14 protein-coding genes are annotated in these 15,022 nt (G+C 60.2%); 9 read left to right on the top strand and 5 right to left on the bottom strand.

Translation table 11 applies throughout. The features are described from left to right. Positions 1-111 precede the first annotated feature (111 nt). Positions 112-489 carry a cytochrome c gene (locus WNY37_RS07345; protein WP_342972815.1) on the bottom strand — a complete coding sequence of 126 codons (378 nt, stop codon included), beginning with the start codon at positions 487-489 and terminating at the stop codon, positions 112-114. 113 nt (positions 490-602) lie between these two features. On the opposite strand from WNY37_RS07345, the gene WNY37_RS07340 reads away from it, so the two are divergent. Further along, positions 603-1,343, top strand: coding sequence for a VOC family protein (locus WNY37_RS07340; protein ID WP_342972814.1), 741 nt, complete (start codon positions 603-605; stop codon positions 1,341-1,343). A gap of 86 nt (positions 1,344-1,429) precedes the next feature. Further along, positions 1,430-1,795, top strand: coding sequence for a hypothetical protein (locus WNY37_RS07335; protein ID WP_342972813.1), 366 nt, complete (start codon positions 1,430-1,432; stop codon positions 1,793-1,795). A 13-nt stretch (positions 1,796-1,808) separates the two neighbouring features. Here WNY37_RS07335 and WNY37_RS07330 read toward each other — a convergent pair whose 3' ends face one another. From WNY37_RS07330 to WNY37_RS07315, 4 genes are all read right to left on the bottom strand, one after another. Beyond that, on the bottom strand, positions 1,809-2,942 hold the full coding sequence (locus tag WNY37_RS07330) for a GGDEF domain-containing protein (protein WP_342972812.1): 1,134 nt from the start codon (positions 2,940-2,942) through the stop codon (positions 1,809-1,811). A 120-nt stretch (positions 2,943-3,062) separates the two neighbouring features. Then, on the bottom strand, positions 3,063-3,836 hold the full coding sequence (locus WNY37_RS07325; protein ID WP_342972811.1) for a phosphatase PAP2 family protein: 774 nt from the start codon (positions 3,834-3,836) through the stop codon (positions 3,063-3,065). Between the two features lie 47 nt (positions 3,837-3,883). Further along, positions 3,884-5,551 (bottom strand): energy-dependent translational throttle protein EttA, encoded by a 1,668-nt coding sequence (ettA, locus tag WNY37_RS07320; RefSeq protein ID WP_342972810.1) that lies wholly within the window; start codon positions 5,549-5,551, stop codon positions 3,884-3,886. A 158-nt stretch (positions 5,552-5,709) separates the two neighbouring features. Next, positions 5,710-6,426 carry a hypothetical protein gene (locus WNY37_RS07315; RefSeq protein WP_342972809.1) on the bottom strand — a complete coding sequence of 239 codons (717 nt, stop codon included), beginning with the start codon at positions 6,424-6,426 and terminating at the stop codon, positions 5,710-5,712. Between the two features lie 193 nt (positions 6,427-6,619). Here WNY37_RS07315 and WNY37_RS07310 point away from each other — a divergent pair, with 193 nt between their 5' ends. The 7 genes from WNY37_RS07310 (at position 6,620) to WNY37_RS07280 (ending at position 15,005) form a co-directional block, all read left to right on the top strand. After that, the gene (locus WNY37_RS07310) at positions 6,620-7,414 is read left to right on the top strand and encodes a hypothetical protein (RefSeq protein ID WP_342972808.1); all 795 of its coding nucleotides are present in this window, start codon (positions 6,620-6,622) and stop codon (positions 7,412-7,414) included. Positions 7,415-7,481: 67 nt separating this feature from the next. Continuing rightward, on the top strand, positions 7,482-9,920 hold the full coding sequence (locus tag WNY37_RS07305; protein ID WP_342972807.1) for a DPP IV N-terminal domain-containing protein: 2,439 nt from the start codon (positions 7,482-7,484) through the stop codon (positions 9,918-9,920). Positions 9,921-10,069: 149 nt separating this feature from the next. Continuing rightward, entirely contained in the window at positions 10,070-11,440 is a 1,371-nt protein-coding gene (locus tag WNY37_RS07300; protein WP_342972806.1) for a trehalose-6-phosphate synthase, read from the top strand. Between the two features lie 8 nt (positions 11,441-11,448). Continuing rightward, positions 11,449-12,165, top strand: coding sequence for a trehalose-phosphatase (gene otsB, locus WNY37_RS07295; RefSeq protein WP_342972805.1), 717 nt, complete (start codon positions 11,449-11,451; stop codon positions 12,163-12,165). Beyond that, complete coding sequence (locus tag WNY37_RS07290) at positions 12,162-13,931, top strand: glycoside hydrolase family 15 protein (protein WP_342972804.1); 1,770 nt, start codon at positions 12,162-12,164, stop codon at positions 13,929-13,931. The genes otsB and WNY37_RS07290 overlap by 4 nt, the downstream gene beginning before the upstream one ends. A gap of 45 nt (positions 13,932-13,976) precedes the next feature. Then, the gene (locus tag WNY37_RS07285; RefSeq protein WP_342972803.1) at positions 13,977-14,387 is read left to right on the top strand and encodes a DUF1330 domain-containing protein; all 411 of its coding nucleotides are present in this window, start codon (positions 13,977-13,979) and stop codon (positions 14,385-14,387) included. Between the two features lie 69 nt (positions 14,388-14,456). Beyond that, positions 14,457-15,005, top strand: coding sequence for a YbjN domain-containing protein (locus WNY37_RS07280; protein WP_342972802.1), 549 nt, complete (start codon positions 14,457-14,459; stop codon positions 15,003-15,005). Positions 15,006-15,022: the final 17 nt, after the last annotated feature.

Genomic DNA, 15,022 nt, shown 5'->3' with positions numbered 1-15,022 from the left:
GGGCCTTGGGCATCAGCAGGGCTCTGCTCATCAACGGGCGCTCAGGCCACAACCTCCACGCTCGCACACAGGGCGAGCCCCGCGCGCCCAAATCCAGTGGTCTTCAAGGCCTCAGGTTTCCTGCGGTTCCTGGATGCTTTCGATATAAGCGATGAGCGCGTTGGAATCCTTCGGCTCGAATTGCCATTCCGGCATGTCCGGGTGGCCGACCATGATGCCTTCGGACAGCGGCTCAGCGAGACTTTCGACCGGGTATTTCCAGGATATCTGCCGGAACGGAATGGCATCCGTGTGCGGACTCTCGCCCTCTGTGCCAACCGCATGACAGCCAGAGCAGAGATCCTGCGCAATCGTCTCGCCCTGCCCGATCAGCTCGGCTCGCTGCGTCTGCGCGGGGGTAGCTATATCGCCGTCTTCAGCAGGGGCGTTGCACGCCGTCATGGCGAACGCACCGACCACCAGAAGCGGGACCATCCAGACCTGTTTCATCCCAAATCTCCTCTCATTTCCAACCCGTCGAGCCTAACAGACATGACCGCGAGCGGAAATGGCAACTGATGCATGTTTGCCCATCGCCTCCCTTTTCGTGTTAACGCTGCAGGATGACAAAACTTCGCCTGCGCCAACTCGTTATCGCCGCTCCGGGTCCAGAGGTCGCCGACGACCTCCGCAAGGTTTTTCAGCTGGGAAAGCCGTTCCACGACAAAGCTGTTGCCGAGTTCGGACTGAAGAATTCGGTGTTCTCCATCGGCGACCAGTTCATCGAAGTGGTCTGGCCGGTGAAAGACGACGCCCCCCTCCATCGCTTTCTCGAGCGCAATGGCGGCGCGGGCGGCTATATGGTGATCTTCGAAACCGACGATATCGATGCGGCCCGCACTCGCCTCGATGGCGCCGGCATTCGCCGCGTCTGGAATATCGATCTCGACGACATAGCCGCCAGCCATATTCACCCGGCTGACGTTGGCGCCGCGATCATCTCAATCGACGAGACACGGCCCTGGGGCAGCTGGCGCTGGGGTGGTCCGAAATGGAAAGACGAAGCCGTTGAAGGCGAGCTTTCCGGCGCCATCCTTGAATCGCCCGATCCGAACGGTCTTGCGTCGCGCTGGGCCGCCGCGCTCGGCATCCCCGCCACCACCCACCCGGATGTCACCCGCATCGCGCTTGATGACGACCAGACCCTCATCTTCCAGAAAGGCGAAAAGACAATGCTGGAAGGCTTTTGCGTCAGCTTGCAGAGTGCGATGAAGGCCCTCGAACGCGCCGATGATCTTGGCCTCAAAAGTCAGGGCGATACGGTCTGGGTCGGCGGTGTGCGTTTTGTGCTGAATAACGACTAGGCCGGAATCCGGCTGGTCTCAACGCCATTAACCGTCCTATAGTTCGCTCCTGAAACCCAAACGCCGGGCAGGCAAAGGAGTGCGTGATGGACTGGTTCAATGAAGTTTTCGACCTTGCTGCGGTCGCCTCTGGCGCGGGCCTGGCCGGTGGGAGCGGCGCTGCCGTTCTCGCCTGGACCATCAAGGGGGCGATCATGCGGTTCATCATCCGCACGCTTATCACGGCGGTGCTGACCGGGGTCGGCTTCTACTTCCTGCTGGGCTTCCTGGGGTTCCAGATCGTGCCGTCTGACGAGGTTGCCGCGACGCCGCCGAGCACGAGCATGGCCCTCGACGATGACGACACCTTCCGCCCGCAAAGCACGCGGCCTGAACTGGCGGGTGAGCCGGACGATGCGGCCGAGGATGAAAAGCGGATCGTTGTGAAGTCCCCCTTCAGGCGCGGTGGCTGAACGCCAACGCTCGCTACAGGAACTCGACTTCCAGATGCGTACGGGTGCGCGTCAGCACGCGGCAACCAACGCGCAAATTCTCCGACCGGATCACGAGCCTGAACTCATCTGGCACATTTGAGGTCGTCACAAGGTCCAGTCCCGCCCCCTCCTGGCCGAGCGAGCGGACCGTGCAGTCAATGGATGCGTGCGAGCCGGCAAAGGTAATCTGCCCGGCTTTGAGCACCCGGCGGCGAACAACGCGCTGAACCACATCGGCATTATCGCCCCAGGTGACGCAGCGATTGCGGCCTGTCTGCTTGGCTTTGTACATGGCTGCATCCGCGCGGTTGAGCAGGGTTGGCAGGTCGTATTTGCGATCCTTTTGCGTTGCGATACCAAAGCTGGCCGTCACCCCCATCGTCTTGCCGGCGAACTCGAACCGTAGGGATCCGATCGCAACGCGCAACTTCTCGGCAACCAGGATTGCCCCCTTCTCGTCAGTCTCGGGCAAGAGGACGCCAAACTCCTCACCTCCAAGCCGGCCAAAAACGTCGCTCTGTCGGAGTTGAGACATGCTGGCCTTTGAGATCGCCTTGAGAACCTTGTCTCCGGCAGCATGCCCGTACGTGTCGTTGATCGATTTGAAGTGGTCGACATCAAAACTGACGATGTGCAACGTGTGACGATGGCGAGCACTGAGCTGCGCCACACGGTTACCCTCGTCCTCGAAGGCGCGCCGGGTCAGCAAGCCGGTCAAACCATCATTGGCCGCAAGCTGTCGCAGCTCATAGAAATCTGTGATGACGCGGCTGATATCATCGAGCGCCTGGACCTGGCCGGGTGCCAGCGTCAGGTTTCTGGAGTCGAGCGCCGACAAGGTGCCAACAATCTCCTTGTTGACCGACAGGATCGGGACGCCCGCGTAGAATTGCACGTCGTTATAGATGTCTTCCGAATTGAGCCCGGAAGACACTTTCAACCACCGCTGCTGGCCATCCGTCACGGATATTGTGGCGGACTCGACGCCGAGCATGTTCCTCAGCAGCGTGACAATGTTCTCGTAGAAGCCATCGGCTGGAGTATAGAACTCGTCGGCGCCGCTGGCCGGGGACGATTGCGGCGTGTGTGACACGCTTTCTTCCGGAAGGTCTGGATCTGACGACATGGGTTGGCTCGGTTCGCTTCGGTTGTTCGGCGCACATCCACTTTTGATTGTTATGACGAGTAGATTCGGCGCTTTCAGCAACAGGTTAGGCACCTGTGGTAGCAACGACAAGCGTTCAGACTATTCGGAATCCAGCTCGATCGTGCCTTCAGGTGTGACATCCAAGCTATAGTGATTGAGGGCGACTTCTAGTGTCATAAAACTGTAGACGGCCCAAACCGCTGCTGTGAACGCTGCGACGAGCAGAAAAGCCTTCAAAAACTCAGTGGCAGGCGGCGATTTGGAAAACGTCCACCAGATGACCGACAGCATGGCCGAGGCGAGCAGCATGGCCGCGATGACATCGCTCGGCCAGTGCGCGCCGAGATAGACCCGCGAGGCACCGATCGAGACGATCAGCACGGCAAGACCGGCAAGCACCACGCCCCGCCAGACCCCATCCAGCGCCCGCGCCGCGAACAGGGCAAGCGCGCCATAGATGACCATCGAATTTGTCATATGGCCGGACGGGAAGCTGAAACTCTCAACGCCGGAATAGAGATCAGCGACCGGCCGATCGCGCCCGACAAGCAGCTTGATCGCCTTTACGATGAAAGGTGTCGACAGGAAAACAACAGCGCACCCGACGGCCGGCCACCAGGCCGCACGCAGGGCAAGCGCCACGACAATTCCGATCCCGATCAGAGTGAGCGCGGTGCCGTCACCAAACAGGGTAACCAGGACGACAATCCAGTTACTCGCCGCGTTCCGCGTCGCCATGATGGTATCTATGACCATCTGGTCGAAGCCCCACACCGCTCGTGTCTGCAGCACGAGTGCCGCCAGCCCTGCGAGCAGGGCGAGGAAGACAGCTGAGGTCAGAAAGGCGCGGCGGGCAGAAACAGATCTTGTCATTACACTGACAGTTCTAGACCGTCCGCCGCTCTCATCCAGAAAAAATACTAGCTGCGTGCAAATTTCTTGAATTTGAGCTTCTTCGGCTCGACAGCATCCGGGCCGAGACGGCGCTTCTTGTCTTCAAGATAGGACGAGAAATCACCCTCGAACCATTCGACATGGCTATCGCCTTCAAACGCCAGGATGTGCGTCGCCATGCGGTCAAGGAACCAGCGATCGTGCGAGATCACCACCGCGCAGCCCGGAAAGCCGTCGAGGCCTTCCTCAAGCGCCTGCAAGGTTTCGACGTCGAGATCGTTGGTCGGTTCGTCGAGCAGCAGGCAGTTGGCGCCCTGGCGCAGCATCTTGGCCAGATGCACACGGTTGCGCTCACCGCCGGACAGCAGCCCGACTTTCTTCTGCTGGTCGGAGCCCTTGAAGTTGAACGCGCCGGTATAGGCCCGCGAGCTGACCTCGATACCGCCCAGCTCGATCACGTCGAGCCCATCGGAAATCTCTTCCCAGACATTCTTCTTGTCATCGAGCTTGTCACGGGACTGGTCGACATAGCCGAGCTTCACCGTATCGCCGACACGGATCGAGCCATCGTCGGGCTCTTCCAGCCCAAGGATCATCTTGAACAGGGTCGATTTACCCGCCCCGTTCGGACCGATCACACCAACGATACCGCCGGGCGGCAGTTTGAAGGTCAGGTCCTCGATCAGCAAATTGTCGCCGAACGCCTTGCGCAGGTCTTCGGCCTCGATCACCACATTGCCGAGGCGCGGGCCGGGCGGAATGCGGATCTGGGCCGTCGAGACCTTCTCGCGCTCAGCCTCTGCCGCGCGCTGTTCATAGGACTGGATACGGGCTTTGGATTTGGTCTGACGCGCCTTTGCGCCAGCCCGGACCCATTCAAGTTCCTTGGCCAGCGTGCGCTTCTTGCCGGCATCCTCGCGGGATTCCTGCTCCATCCGCTTGGCTTTCTGCTCAACCCAGTCGGAATAGTTGCCCTTGTAGGGAATGCCGCGGCCGCGATCGAGCTCGAGGATCCAGTCAGTGATTTCGTCGAGGAAATAGCGGTCGTGGGTCACCAGGATGACGCAGCCCGGAAAATTGATCAGATAGTTCTGCAGCCAGGCGACCGTCTCGGCGTCGAGGTGGTTGGTCGGTTCGTCCATCAGGATCATGTCGGGCTTCGACAGAAGCAGCTGACAGATCGCGACGCGGCGGATTTCACCACCCGAGAGGTTGTCGACGCTCGCATCCCCTTCCGGGCAGCCGAGCGCAACCATCGCCATCTCGATCTTGGAATCGATGTCCCAGGCGTCGGCGCTGTCGACCTGCTCCTGAAGCGCCGTCATCTCTTCCATCAGCTCGTCAGTGTATTCCTCGCCGAGCTTCATCGAGATCTCGTTGAACTTGTCGACCAGCTGCTTTTCCGGGCACTGGCTGGCGATGTTCTCGAACACGGTCATGGACGGATCGAGCTTCGGCTCCTGCGGCAGGTAGCCGACTTTCACGCCCGGCCCGGCATTGGCCTCGCCGTTAAATTCCTTGTCCTGCCCGGCCATGATGCGCAGCAGGGTCGACTTACCGGCACCGTTGACGCCGACCACACCGATCTTTGCATCCGGCAGGAAAGACAGGTGAATATTCTCGAACACCTTCTTCCCACCCGGATACGTCTTGGTGAGACCTTGCATGTTGAAGACGTATTGTTGACCGGCCATGGGCGGCTGCTCCTGGATTGAGGTGTTCGGGATTCCCACGCCATTTGGCGCAGGCGCGCCTTCAGTTCAAGTGGCAACCACTGTACCAGGGACGCGCCAGATTCACCTTGAGCCAGACACAGGCGGACAATTTCGACACGTCCGGTCTGCGTCAGCCCTCAAAATTTCGTCGACTGACACCAGACGCCGGTTTCGGCCTGCCGGGCCTGTTCGGCGGCCATGACCGGACGCAAAGCCGCAATCGCATCTGCAACGCCATCAACGACAAGCGTCGCCTTTCCATAATCTTCAGGCGTGCTCTCTTCTGTCCGCTTGAACCAGACCGTCATTTCAAACGTATGCCCGCCCTCTTCAAAGGCTGTCTGCATGGCGGGCCCATCATACGGGCCACTGGCCGCGATATAGAGACTGGTGGAGCTTTGCGGATTCCAGCCATCATCTTCTGGCAGGATAACTGATGTCCCGTCGATACTCAGCGACTGATCGAGATCATGGCGCTCATTGGTCTCATCGCGCGAGAACGCAACCAAGTTATAGCTCATGTCGCGCTGAGGCGGATGCAGCAGATAGAGCCCGACCTGCAGGTTCATCTCGCCGTCCATCAGGCGATTGCGCTGCCCCTCCCAAGGCTTGCTCCAATAATAGCTGACAGCATAGCCATTTGTGGTTTCCGTCTCGCCGTCAAACATGGTCCAGTTGACCGGGGCGTCCCGCTTTTCGAGCCGTATCGTGTCGGTCTTGATTTCATAGGCCCAGTCGCCCTGTACGCCCGCAGAGCATGGGGGACGCTGCTCCTCGGCTGACGCCATTGCGGCAAGTCCAAAACCCGCTCCCACTGACAGGCACGCCATCTGGGTCATTCGAAAAGATTTCATTGTTTAAGGCTCCCACCCTTGTTTGCGCCGCACATGGCACGATGCGGATAAGATTAGATGGAGCGCCCCACTCAGGCTTGTATGGAATCGACATGAAGCGGCAGCTTTGTCCGCGAACCAGCGCGAGGCGCTTGATCTTGGTCGGCATTACTGGAACGACAGCATTGAGAGATGCCCCGATGCGGAGACAGATATGAGCGTTCCAGAACAGCCGGACAAAGGTCCGCCCTTGCCCCCGCCAAAATCTGAACGTCCGACCGACGACAAACAGTTGAAGCCCGGCTGGAATGACATGGCCGAGGATATATTCGGGCTCAGCGTGCGCGGCCTCGTCACGATGCGAGACCTCGTCATCCGCCCATCACTTGTCTTCGATGCCGCGCGCCGGCCAGACTGGCTGCAGCGCTACACGCCCTCCATTCGCCTCGTCTCCTCGCTTGTCGCGCTGATGCTTGTGCTCAGAATTTTCTGGGCGGGCGAAGACAGCGCCATGTATCAGTCGGTGCTCGAGCAGATCGAGGAAGTTGCCCCGACCATCAGCGCAGACGGCGGCTCTACGGCACTCGCGGACAATTATTTCGCCGCCTGGGCCATCGTGTTTCCGCTGACCTACCTTGCTGTTCAGTTCCTGGCTGCGATGTGCGTGCGGATATGGGGCAAGGGCGTGCCGCAAGTCACGCGCATACGGCTCTATTTCGCGGCCATCGTGCCGGGCGTGATCCTTGCCAATCTTTCGCTGATCGCGACACCGTTGATCGGGCCGGCCCAGCTTGCATTGTTTACGACGCTCTACATGGTCGTTTGCGGCCTCGCCTATGGCGCGACCGCCTATCTTGGCCTGAAATCGTCCTATGCGTCGCCTCTTTCCCGTCTCTGGCGCGGCGCTCTGTTCGCTGTCATCGTTCTCCTCGCCGATACAATCGCGTCAATCAGTTCAAGCGTGCTAGGCGGAATAGCGGCGGGTCAGTTCCATCTGGCGACAGGTTGAAACGCGACGAGCCGCCGCCGATAGAAAGACAAGGCAAACCCTCATTCCCAAAACTGAACGACGCACGATGACCCATAGATTCTCCGCGATCGCCGCCCTGTTTTTCGCAATGGCCGGCCTGTCGCTCACCCTCGCACCTGCCCATGCCCGCCAGCAAGGAACTGCCATGCCCTCACAAGAGCTGACAATCGAACGGCTATACGCCTCCCCATCCCTGAACGGACCAACGCCGACGGGCGTGAAGTATTCTCCGGATGGACAGCGCGTCACCTTCCTGAAAGCGCGCGAAGACGACAGCAGCCGTTACGATCTCTGGCAGTTCGATGTGGCCAGCGGCGAACAGTCGATGCTGGTCGATTCAAAACTGCTGGACCCCGATGAGGTCGAACTATCCGAAGAGGAAAAAGCGCTGCGCGAACGCAAGCGCATTGCCGGGCGCAAGGGCATTGTCAGCTATGACTGGGGCACGGCAGATACAATCCTCGTCCCGCTCGGCGGGGATCTCCACCTCGTCACCCTGACCGACAGCGGGCCAAAGACCCGCCAGCTCACCGACACCGAGGCCTATGAATACGATGCCCGCATCTCGCCCGATGGCCAATATGTCTCCTTCGTGCGCGACGGCGCGGTGTTCGCGGTCGATCTCGAAACCAGCGAGGAGATGCAGCTTACACCCGATGCCGAGCCGGAAAACGCCATCTCATACGGCGTCGCCGAATTCGTCGCGCAGGAAGAGATGAGCCGCTACACCGGCTACTGGTGGAGCCCGGATGCGCGTTACATCGCCTACACGAAAGTGGACGAAAGCACTGTCGACGTGATCGAGCGCTTCGACATCAAGGCCGCAGAAACCACCGTCATTGACCAGCGCTATCCTCGCGCCGGGCGCCCGAACGCCGTGGTCGACCTCTTCGTGCGCGACCTGGAAACAGGCAAGGTTACCGAGATCGACTGGCGAATGGAAGATTTCGGCCCGGCAACGGACCAGTATCTCGTCCGCGTCAACTGGACCGGCGAACGGCTGACCTATCAGCTGATGGGCCGGGACCAGTCAGTCAAACGCTGGCGTAGTGTCGCTGCGCCAACCTGGTCCGACCCAATCGACCTGCCCGTCGAGCACCATCGCGACTGGACCAATCTTTCGAATGATCTCTCGACGACCGGTGACAAGATCGTTTTCACAAGTGAATATCCGGGCGGTTTCCGCCACCTCTACACCGTGACAACAGACGGCGAGATGAGTGAAGGCGTGACACGCGGCGACTGGGCTGTCTCTGCCATCGAAGGCATCGACCGAAAGAACAATCTCGTCTTCTTCACCGGCTTCAAGGATACGCCGCTGGAAAAGCACCTCTACGTCCAGCGCATCGTGTCGCACACCTATGACAAGTGCCCGGCCTGCGCGAACTGGCAGCCCGGCGACGGTCCTCCACCCGTTCGCCTTACCGAGCCCGGCAAGAGCTGGTCAGTGACGATGTCGCCGGATGGAGCCTCTTATGTGGCCACATCGTCTTCGCCTGATCAGCCCCCGCAAACGGGTCTCTACCGGGTGAGCGTTCCGGACGGCGAACCGCGCTTCATGCCTGACTATGATGATAATCCGGCGGCGACCGCCGTCATCCCCCTCGCCCAGCTCGACATCTCGGCCGAGCGCATCGCCTGGATTGAGGAAAATGCGCTCGACGCGGACCACCCATACGCGCCTTATCTCGACGCTCACGCCGTGCCGGAATTCGGCACGCTGGAAGCCGAGGACGGCCAGACCCTCTACTATTCCATCCTCAAGCCGGCAGACTTCGACCCGTCGAAAAAATACCCCGTCATCATCGAGGTCTATGGCGGCCCGCACGTCCAGACGGTCGACCGCGACTGGGAGAGCCTGTCAGACCAGTACCTCACCCGCCAGGGGTACATCGTCTTCCGGCTCGACAATCGCGGCTCATACAATCGTGGCAAGCGGTTCGAGGCGCCGATCTATCGCCAGACTGGCGGGCCCGAAGTGCGTGACCAGCTGCTCGGTGTCGACTGGTTGAAGTCGCAGCCCTTCGTCGATGCAGACCGGATCGCGATCCAGGGCTGGTCCTATGGCGGCTACATGACGCTGATGACGATCCTGCAGGCCCCGGAAGGCACGTTTGCCGCCGCTGCCGCAGGCGCGCCGGTCACCGACTGGTCGCTTTACGACACGTTCTACACCGAGCGCTACATGAACACACCGCAGGACAATCCGGACGGCTATGAGAAATCATCCGTGCTCTGGCAGTTCGATCAGCTCGCCCATGACATGCCGCCGCTCCTGCTGATGCACGGCATGGCCGACGACAATGTCACTTTCGACAATACGACCCGCCTCATGGCCGCCATGCAGGAAGCCGGGCAGATGTTCGAGCTGATGACCTATCCCGGACAACGTCACGGCATCCGGGGACAGGCGCTTCAGACACACCTCATGAAAACGCGAATGGCATTTCTCAACCGGCACCTGAAACCGGGCACGTCAGAATGAAACCTTGGCGCGTCGTCTCAGGGCATCCGGATCAACGGTCCACACGCAACTGGTAAAATGTGATGCCTGATTGTGCGTCGCTGCGGTCAGGATCAATAATTTCTGCAGAACCGTTGAAACTCCCAACGCACCGGGGCACTAGGTAAGCGATGGGAAGACTGATCGCGATTTCGAACCGCACCGCCGCCGATGCGAGCGCCCGCGCCGGCGGTCTCGCCGTTGCTGTGTGGGAATCACTGAAATCAACGGGCGGCATGTGGGTTGGCTGGTCTGGCAACATCTCTGATGAAGTCCCCGCCGAGCCGGAAGTCTTCACCGATGAGGGCGTCGAATTCGTCGTTACCGACCTCACTGAGGAAGAACATGACGGCTACTACCTGCAATATGCCAACCGCGTCATCTGGCCGATCTTCCACTACCGGGTCGATCTTGCCCATTTCGCCAATCCCGACTTCGCCGCCTATGCTGGCGTAAATGCCCGCATTTCGAGCCTGGTCGCACCGCGCCTGAAAGAAGGCGACAGTGTCTGGGTACATGACTACCATTTCCTGCTCATGGGCGACTATCTGCGCCAGAGCGGCTGGACGGGCCCGATCGGTTTTTTCCTGCACATCCCGTTTCCTGCGCCTGAAATCTTCAAGACGCTGCCAGAGCACGACACGATCGCCCGCGCGATGAGCCAGTTCAGCGTGCTGGGTTTCCAGTCGAAAACGGACCGGGGAAACTTCGTTCGCTATCTCGTAGAGAACTGCGACGCCACGGATGAAGGTGATGGCTGGATCAGCGTATTCGGCCGCCGTATTCGTGCGAATGCCTACCCGATCGGCATTGAAGCGGAATCCTTCGCGAAAGGCGCCATAAGCGAAGTCGCCAACACGGCGGCGTCCCGCATCGGTAAATTCCTCGGCGGGCGCCAGCTCGTCCTCGGCGTTGACCGGATGGACTATTCGAAGGGCCTGCCGCAGCGGTTTGAGGCCGTCGGCGAACTGTTCGACCATTTCCCCAAGATGCGAGGCAAGGTCTCGTTCACGCAGATCGCGCCGCCGTCGCGGTCCAAGGTCGAAGAGTATCGCGACCTGCGCACACAGCTGGACGGCCTCGCCGGGCGCATCAATGGTGACTATGGCGACCTCGACTGGATCCCTATCCGCTATCTCGCCCGTTCCTATGAACGCCGCGAACTGGCAGGGCTCTACCGGATCGCCCGCGCCTGCCTCGTCACGCCGCTGCGTGACGGCATGAACCTCGTAGCCAAGGAGTTCGTCATGGCGCAGGATCCGGATGATCCGGGCGTGCTCATTTTGTCGGAATTTGCAGGCGCAGCCGAACAGCTGTCCGATACGCTGATCGTCAATCCGCACGACACCTATCGCGTCGCAGAAGTGCTGAACAAGGCGCTCACAATGCCGCTGGAAGAACGCCAGGAACGGTGGGAGAAGCTTCGCAAAACCGTCGTTGAACAGGACATCTCGTGGTGGCGGGAGAAATTCCTGCGTGATCTTGGCGTGGAATCTGCTTGAGCCTGCCTATGAAAAATCTGCCGCGCCTGACGAGCAATTCAGCGCTCTTCCTCGACTTCGACGGAACCCTCGCACCTATTCAGGATGATCCTGACACGGTCGCCATGCCAGCCGAAACCCTCGCCGCACTAACCCGGCTACAACCCAAATTCGAAGCGATCTGCATTATAAGCGGCCGCGATATTCGCGACCTCTCATCGCGTGTGCCGACGTCGCATTGGCGGGCGGGCGGACACGGCCTTGAAATCTGCAAGCCGGGCGAAACGCCAGCCCCGTCGGGCACGACGGCCCCACGCCCGCTCAGCAATGCCATCGAGATGGTTGTGCGCGGCCTCGACGGCGTGCGCATTGAGCATAAAGGACCAGTGATTGCTGTTCACTACCGGCAGGCGCCTGATCTTGGAGATATGCTTCTGGCGCGTCTGACCGACACCGTGAATGTCCAGCCGGACTACAAGGTCCAGGCCGGCAAGATGGTGATCGAGGCAAAGCCCATCCACGCCAATAAAGGCCGCGCGCTCGAGTGGCTGATGCAACAGCCGCCCTTCGCCGGGCACAGCCCCATCATGGTTGGCGACGACACCACTGACGAAGACGCATTCTCCGCCGCCAACAGGCTTGGCGGCACATCGATCAAGGTTGGCGACGGTCCAACCGAAGCACAGCACCGGCTGGACTCTCCGAAAGGCGTGGCCGACTGGCTCAGCGAACAGGGGCAAGAATGACCAATCTTGAACTCGGCATCATCGGCAATGGTACGGTCGCAGGCCTGATTGATGAGCATGGCACGTGCACCTGGCTTTGCCTGCCACGCTTCGACGCCGAGCCTGTCTTCAACAAGCTGCTTGGCGGGCGCGGCCAGTTTGCCGTCAGCCTCAAGGGCCACGTTAAAAGTACGCAGACTTATCAACGCAATACGGCGATCATTGAAACCGTTCTGGAAGCGGAAGACGGGTCTGCCGTCAAGATTACCGACTTCTGCCCGCGCTTCATGGACAAGGGCCGCATGTTCCGCCCCTCCTCCATGGTCCGCCGCATCACGCCCCTGAAAGGCATGCCGACCATCCGCGTCGAGCTTTTCGCACAGAGCCAGCGCGGCGAATACAACATGGTGGTCCGCCGCGGCGTCAATCATATGAGCTTCCTCGACGAGCAGGCCGGCTTTCGCGTCACGACCGACGCGCCTGTGTCCTACGTGATGGACGGGCGCGACTTCGTTCTCGACCGCGAGCTGAGCTTCCTTCTCGGCCCGGATGAAAGCCTGTCTGACCGTGTCGGCGTCATCGCGCTGGAATGGCTGGAGCGAACGTCCGATCACTGGATGTCGTGGACCCGCCGGCTTGATACGCCGCCAGACTGGCAGGACGCCGTCATCCGCGCCGCGATTACGCTGAAACTCTGCGTCTATGAGGAAACAGGCGGCATCGTTGCGGCTCTCACCACCAGCATACCCGAACATGAGGGCTCTCAGCGCAACTGGGACTATCGCTTCTGCTGGCTGCGCGACGCCTACTTCACGGTGACCGCCCTCAACCGCCTGTCCGCAGTTGGCACGCTGGAACACTACCTCGCCTATCTGCGCAACACGGTCGCCCATACCAATGGCGGGCATATCCAGCCAGTCTACGGCATCTCGCTGGAACACGATCTCACCGAACAGATTGCCCATGCGCTGCCGGGCTATCGCGATCATAATCCGGTCCGGTTTGGCAACCAGGCGGCCGAGCACATCCAGCACGATGTGTACGGCCATGTCATTCTCGGCGCGAGCCAGGCCTTCTTCGATGACCGCCTGTTCGCCAAGGCTGGACCGCTCGAATTTGCCCATTTTGAAGGCGTCGGAGAGCGGGCCTTCGCCGTGTGGAATACGCCCGACGCCGGCATCTGGGAGTTTCGCGGCATTGCGCACGTTCATACCTCTTCGGCGATCATGTGCTGGGCCGCTTGCGATCGGCTGGCCCGGATTGCTGTCTGCCTCGGCATGAATGAACGCGCCGACTACTGGAACGAAAAGGCAGACACGATCCGCGAAGGCGTTCTTGAGAAAGCGTGGAGTGAGAAGCGGCAGGCCTTTACCGGCGCGTTTGGCGAAGAGGCCCTTGATGCGTCCGTCCTGCTCATGGCCGAAATCGGCTTTATCGACGCCAAGGATGAGCGTTTCATCAAGACAGTCGAGCGCATCGATGAAGAACTGCGCGATGGCTATCACGTCTTCCGCTACAAGATTGAGGATGATTTCGGCCTGCCGAAAACCGCCTTCACCGCTTGCACGTTCTGGCACATTGATGCGCTCGCGCGTATCGGCCGGATCGACGAAGCGCGGGCCATGTTCGAAGACGTCCTCGCGCATCGCACGCGTCTTGGATTGCTGTCGGAAGACATCGACACATCAAATGGCGAGCTCTGGGGCAACTTCCCGCAGACCTATTCCATGGTCGGCATCATCAACGCCGCCAACCGGCTGAGCCGCAAATGGGATGAGGTTGTCTAGCAGACCTGTCTCTGCTGAATACGCAAGCCAAGCGAGGAGACCGCCATGCCAGCCATGCAGCCGACAACTGACCAGATGCGCCGGTTCGCCAAGGACGTCCATGACGGCCCGATCGTCATGGTGAACCTTCTGAAGTTCAAGACACGCGCAGAGTACCAGCCGGATGATCCGGAATATGGCGAGCCGATTACCGGGGCCGAGGCCTATTGGCGCTATAATGATGCGCTCTTCATGTTCAGCGCCGAACCCCAGATCGGGCTCGAAATCGTTTATGACGGCCCGGTCGCCGGCATGTTCATTGGCGATGGCGACTGGGACAAGGTGCTGGTCGTGCGCTACCCCTCGCGCAAACACTTCCTCGCCATGACATCAGACCCCCGCTATCAGGACGCGCACCGCCACCGCGCCGCCGGCCTCCTGCATCAGGACCTGATCGAGACACGCCCGGATAGCTGAGCAGTTTGTAATTTGCCGCAACGCCAAGGCTTTGCGAGCATCCGAAACTGTTCTGCGGGATCGGCCTCGATGAAACTCAACAGATTGATCACCTGCGCGCTGGGACTGGCATTAATGTCGGCACCTTGCGTGGCAAATGCGGAGGATGCCGCCGAACTGGCAGCGCCAAAAAGCCAATCCGTCGACCTGATTGATGCCACCGACCCGATGGCCATCGCGACCATCCTCGCCGAAGAGGGCTTCAATCCCATCCTCTCCAAGCAGGAGTCTGGCGCTGTCCAGATCCAGTCCACGACCGGAGAGGTGGACTTCTGGCTTCATTTCCAGGCCTGCGCGCCCGATTTTACGGCCTGCGAAGTGATCACCTTCATGTCAGGCTTCGACTTCGATACACCGCAGGATCCTGCCATCTTCGGCGACTGGAATCGCGAGAAGCTCTCCAAGGCCTATCTCGACGGTGATGGCGATCCGCTTGTCGAATTCTCGGTAAACCTCGTGCATGGCGTCACCCGGGACAATTTCCTCGACACATTGCACTGGTTCGCACTGGAAGTCCGGACCTTCATGGAGCAGATTGACTGGCACAAGCAGGAGCCCGACTCCGCCAAGCCGATCTGAAACGGGGAACCACATCC

This window comes from Henriciella sp. AS95 (genome assembly GCF_038900055.1).
GTDB lineage: Bacteria > Pseudomonadota > Alphaproteobacteria > Caulobacterales > Hyphomonadaceae > Henriciella.
This window is presented reverse-complemented; position numbering and strand designations above follow the sequence as displayed.

Bases quoted from the DNA above. Each gene is read 5' to 3' on its own strand.
- WNY37_RS07345 (WP_342972815.1), bottom strand. From the start codon at position 489: ATGAAACAGGTCTGGATGGTCCCGCTTCTGGTGGTCGGTGCGTTCGCC.
- WNY37_RS07340 (WP_342972814.1), top strand. From the start codon at position 603: ATGACAAAACTTCGCCTGCGCCAACTCGTTATCGCCGCTCCGGGTCCA.
- WNY37_RS07335 (WP_342972813.1), top strand. From the start codon at position 1,430: ATGGACTGGTTCAATGAAGTTTTCGACCTTGCTGCGGTCGCCTCTGGC.
- WNY37_RS07330 (WP_342972812.1), bottom strand. From the start codon at position 2,942: ATGTCGTCAGATCCAGACCTTCCGGAAGAAAGCGTGTCACACACGCCG.
- WNY37_RS07325 (WP_342972811.1), bottom strand. From the start codon at position 3,836: ATGACAAGATCTGTTTCTGCCCGCCGCGCCTTTCTGACCTCAGCTGTC.
- ettA (WP_342972810.1), bottom strand. From the start codon at position 5,551: ATGGCCGGTCAACAATACGTCTTCAACATGCAAGGTCTCACCAAGACG.
- WNY37_RS07315 (WP_342972809.1), bottom strand. From the start codon at position 6,426: ATGAAATCTTTTCGAATGACCCAGATGGCGTGCCTGTCAGTGGGAGCG.
- WNY37_RS07310 (WP_342972808.1), top strand. From the start codon at position 6,620: ATGAGCGTTCCAGAACAGCCGGACAAAGGTCCGCCCTTGCCCCCGCCA.
- WNY37_RS07305 (WP_342972807.1), top strand. From the start codon at position 7,482: ATGACCCATAGATTCTCCGCGATCGCCGCCCTGTTTTTCGCAATGGCC.
- WNY37_RS07300 (WP_342972806.1), top strand. From the start codon at position 10,070: ATGGGAAGACTGATCGCGATTTCGAACCGCACCGCCGCCGATGCGAGC.
- otsB (WP_342972805.1), top strand. From the start codon at position 11,449: ATGAAAAATCTGCCGCGCCTGACGAGCAATTCAGCGCTCTTCCTCGAC.
- WNY37_RS07290 (WP_342972804.1), top strand. From the start codon at position 12,162: ATGACCAATCTTGAACTCGGCATCATCGGCAATGGTACGGTCGCAGGC.
- WNY37_RS07285 (WP_342972803.1), top strand. From the start codon at position 13,977: ATGCCAGCCATGCAGCCGACAACTGACCAGATGCGCCGGTTCGCCAAG.
- WNY37_RS07280 (WP_342972802.1), top strand. From the start codon at position 14,457: ATGAAACTCAACAGATTGATCACCTGCGCGCTGGGACTGGCATTAATG.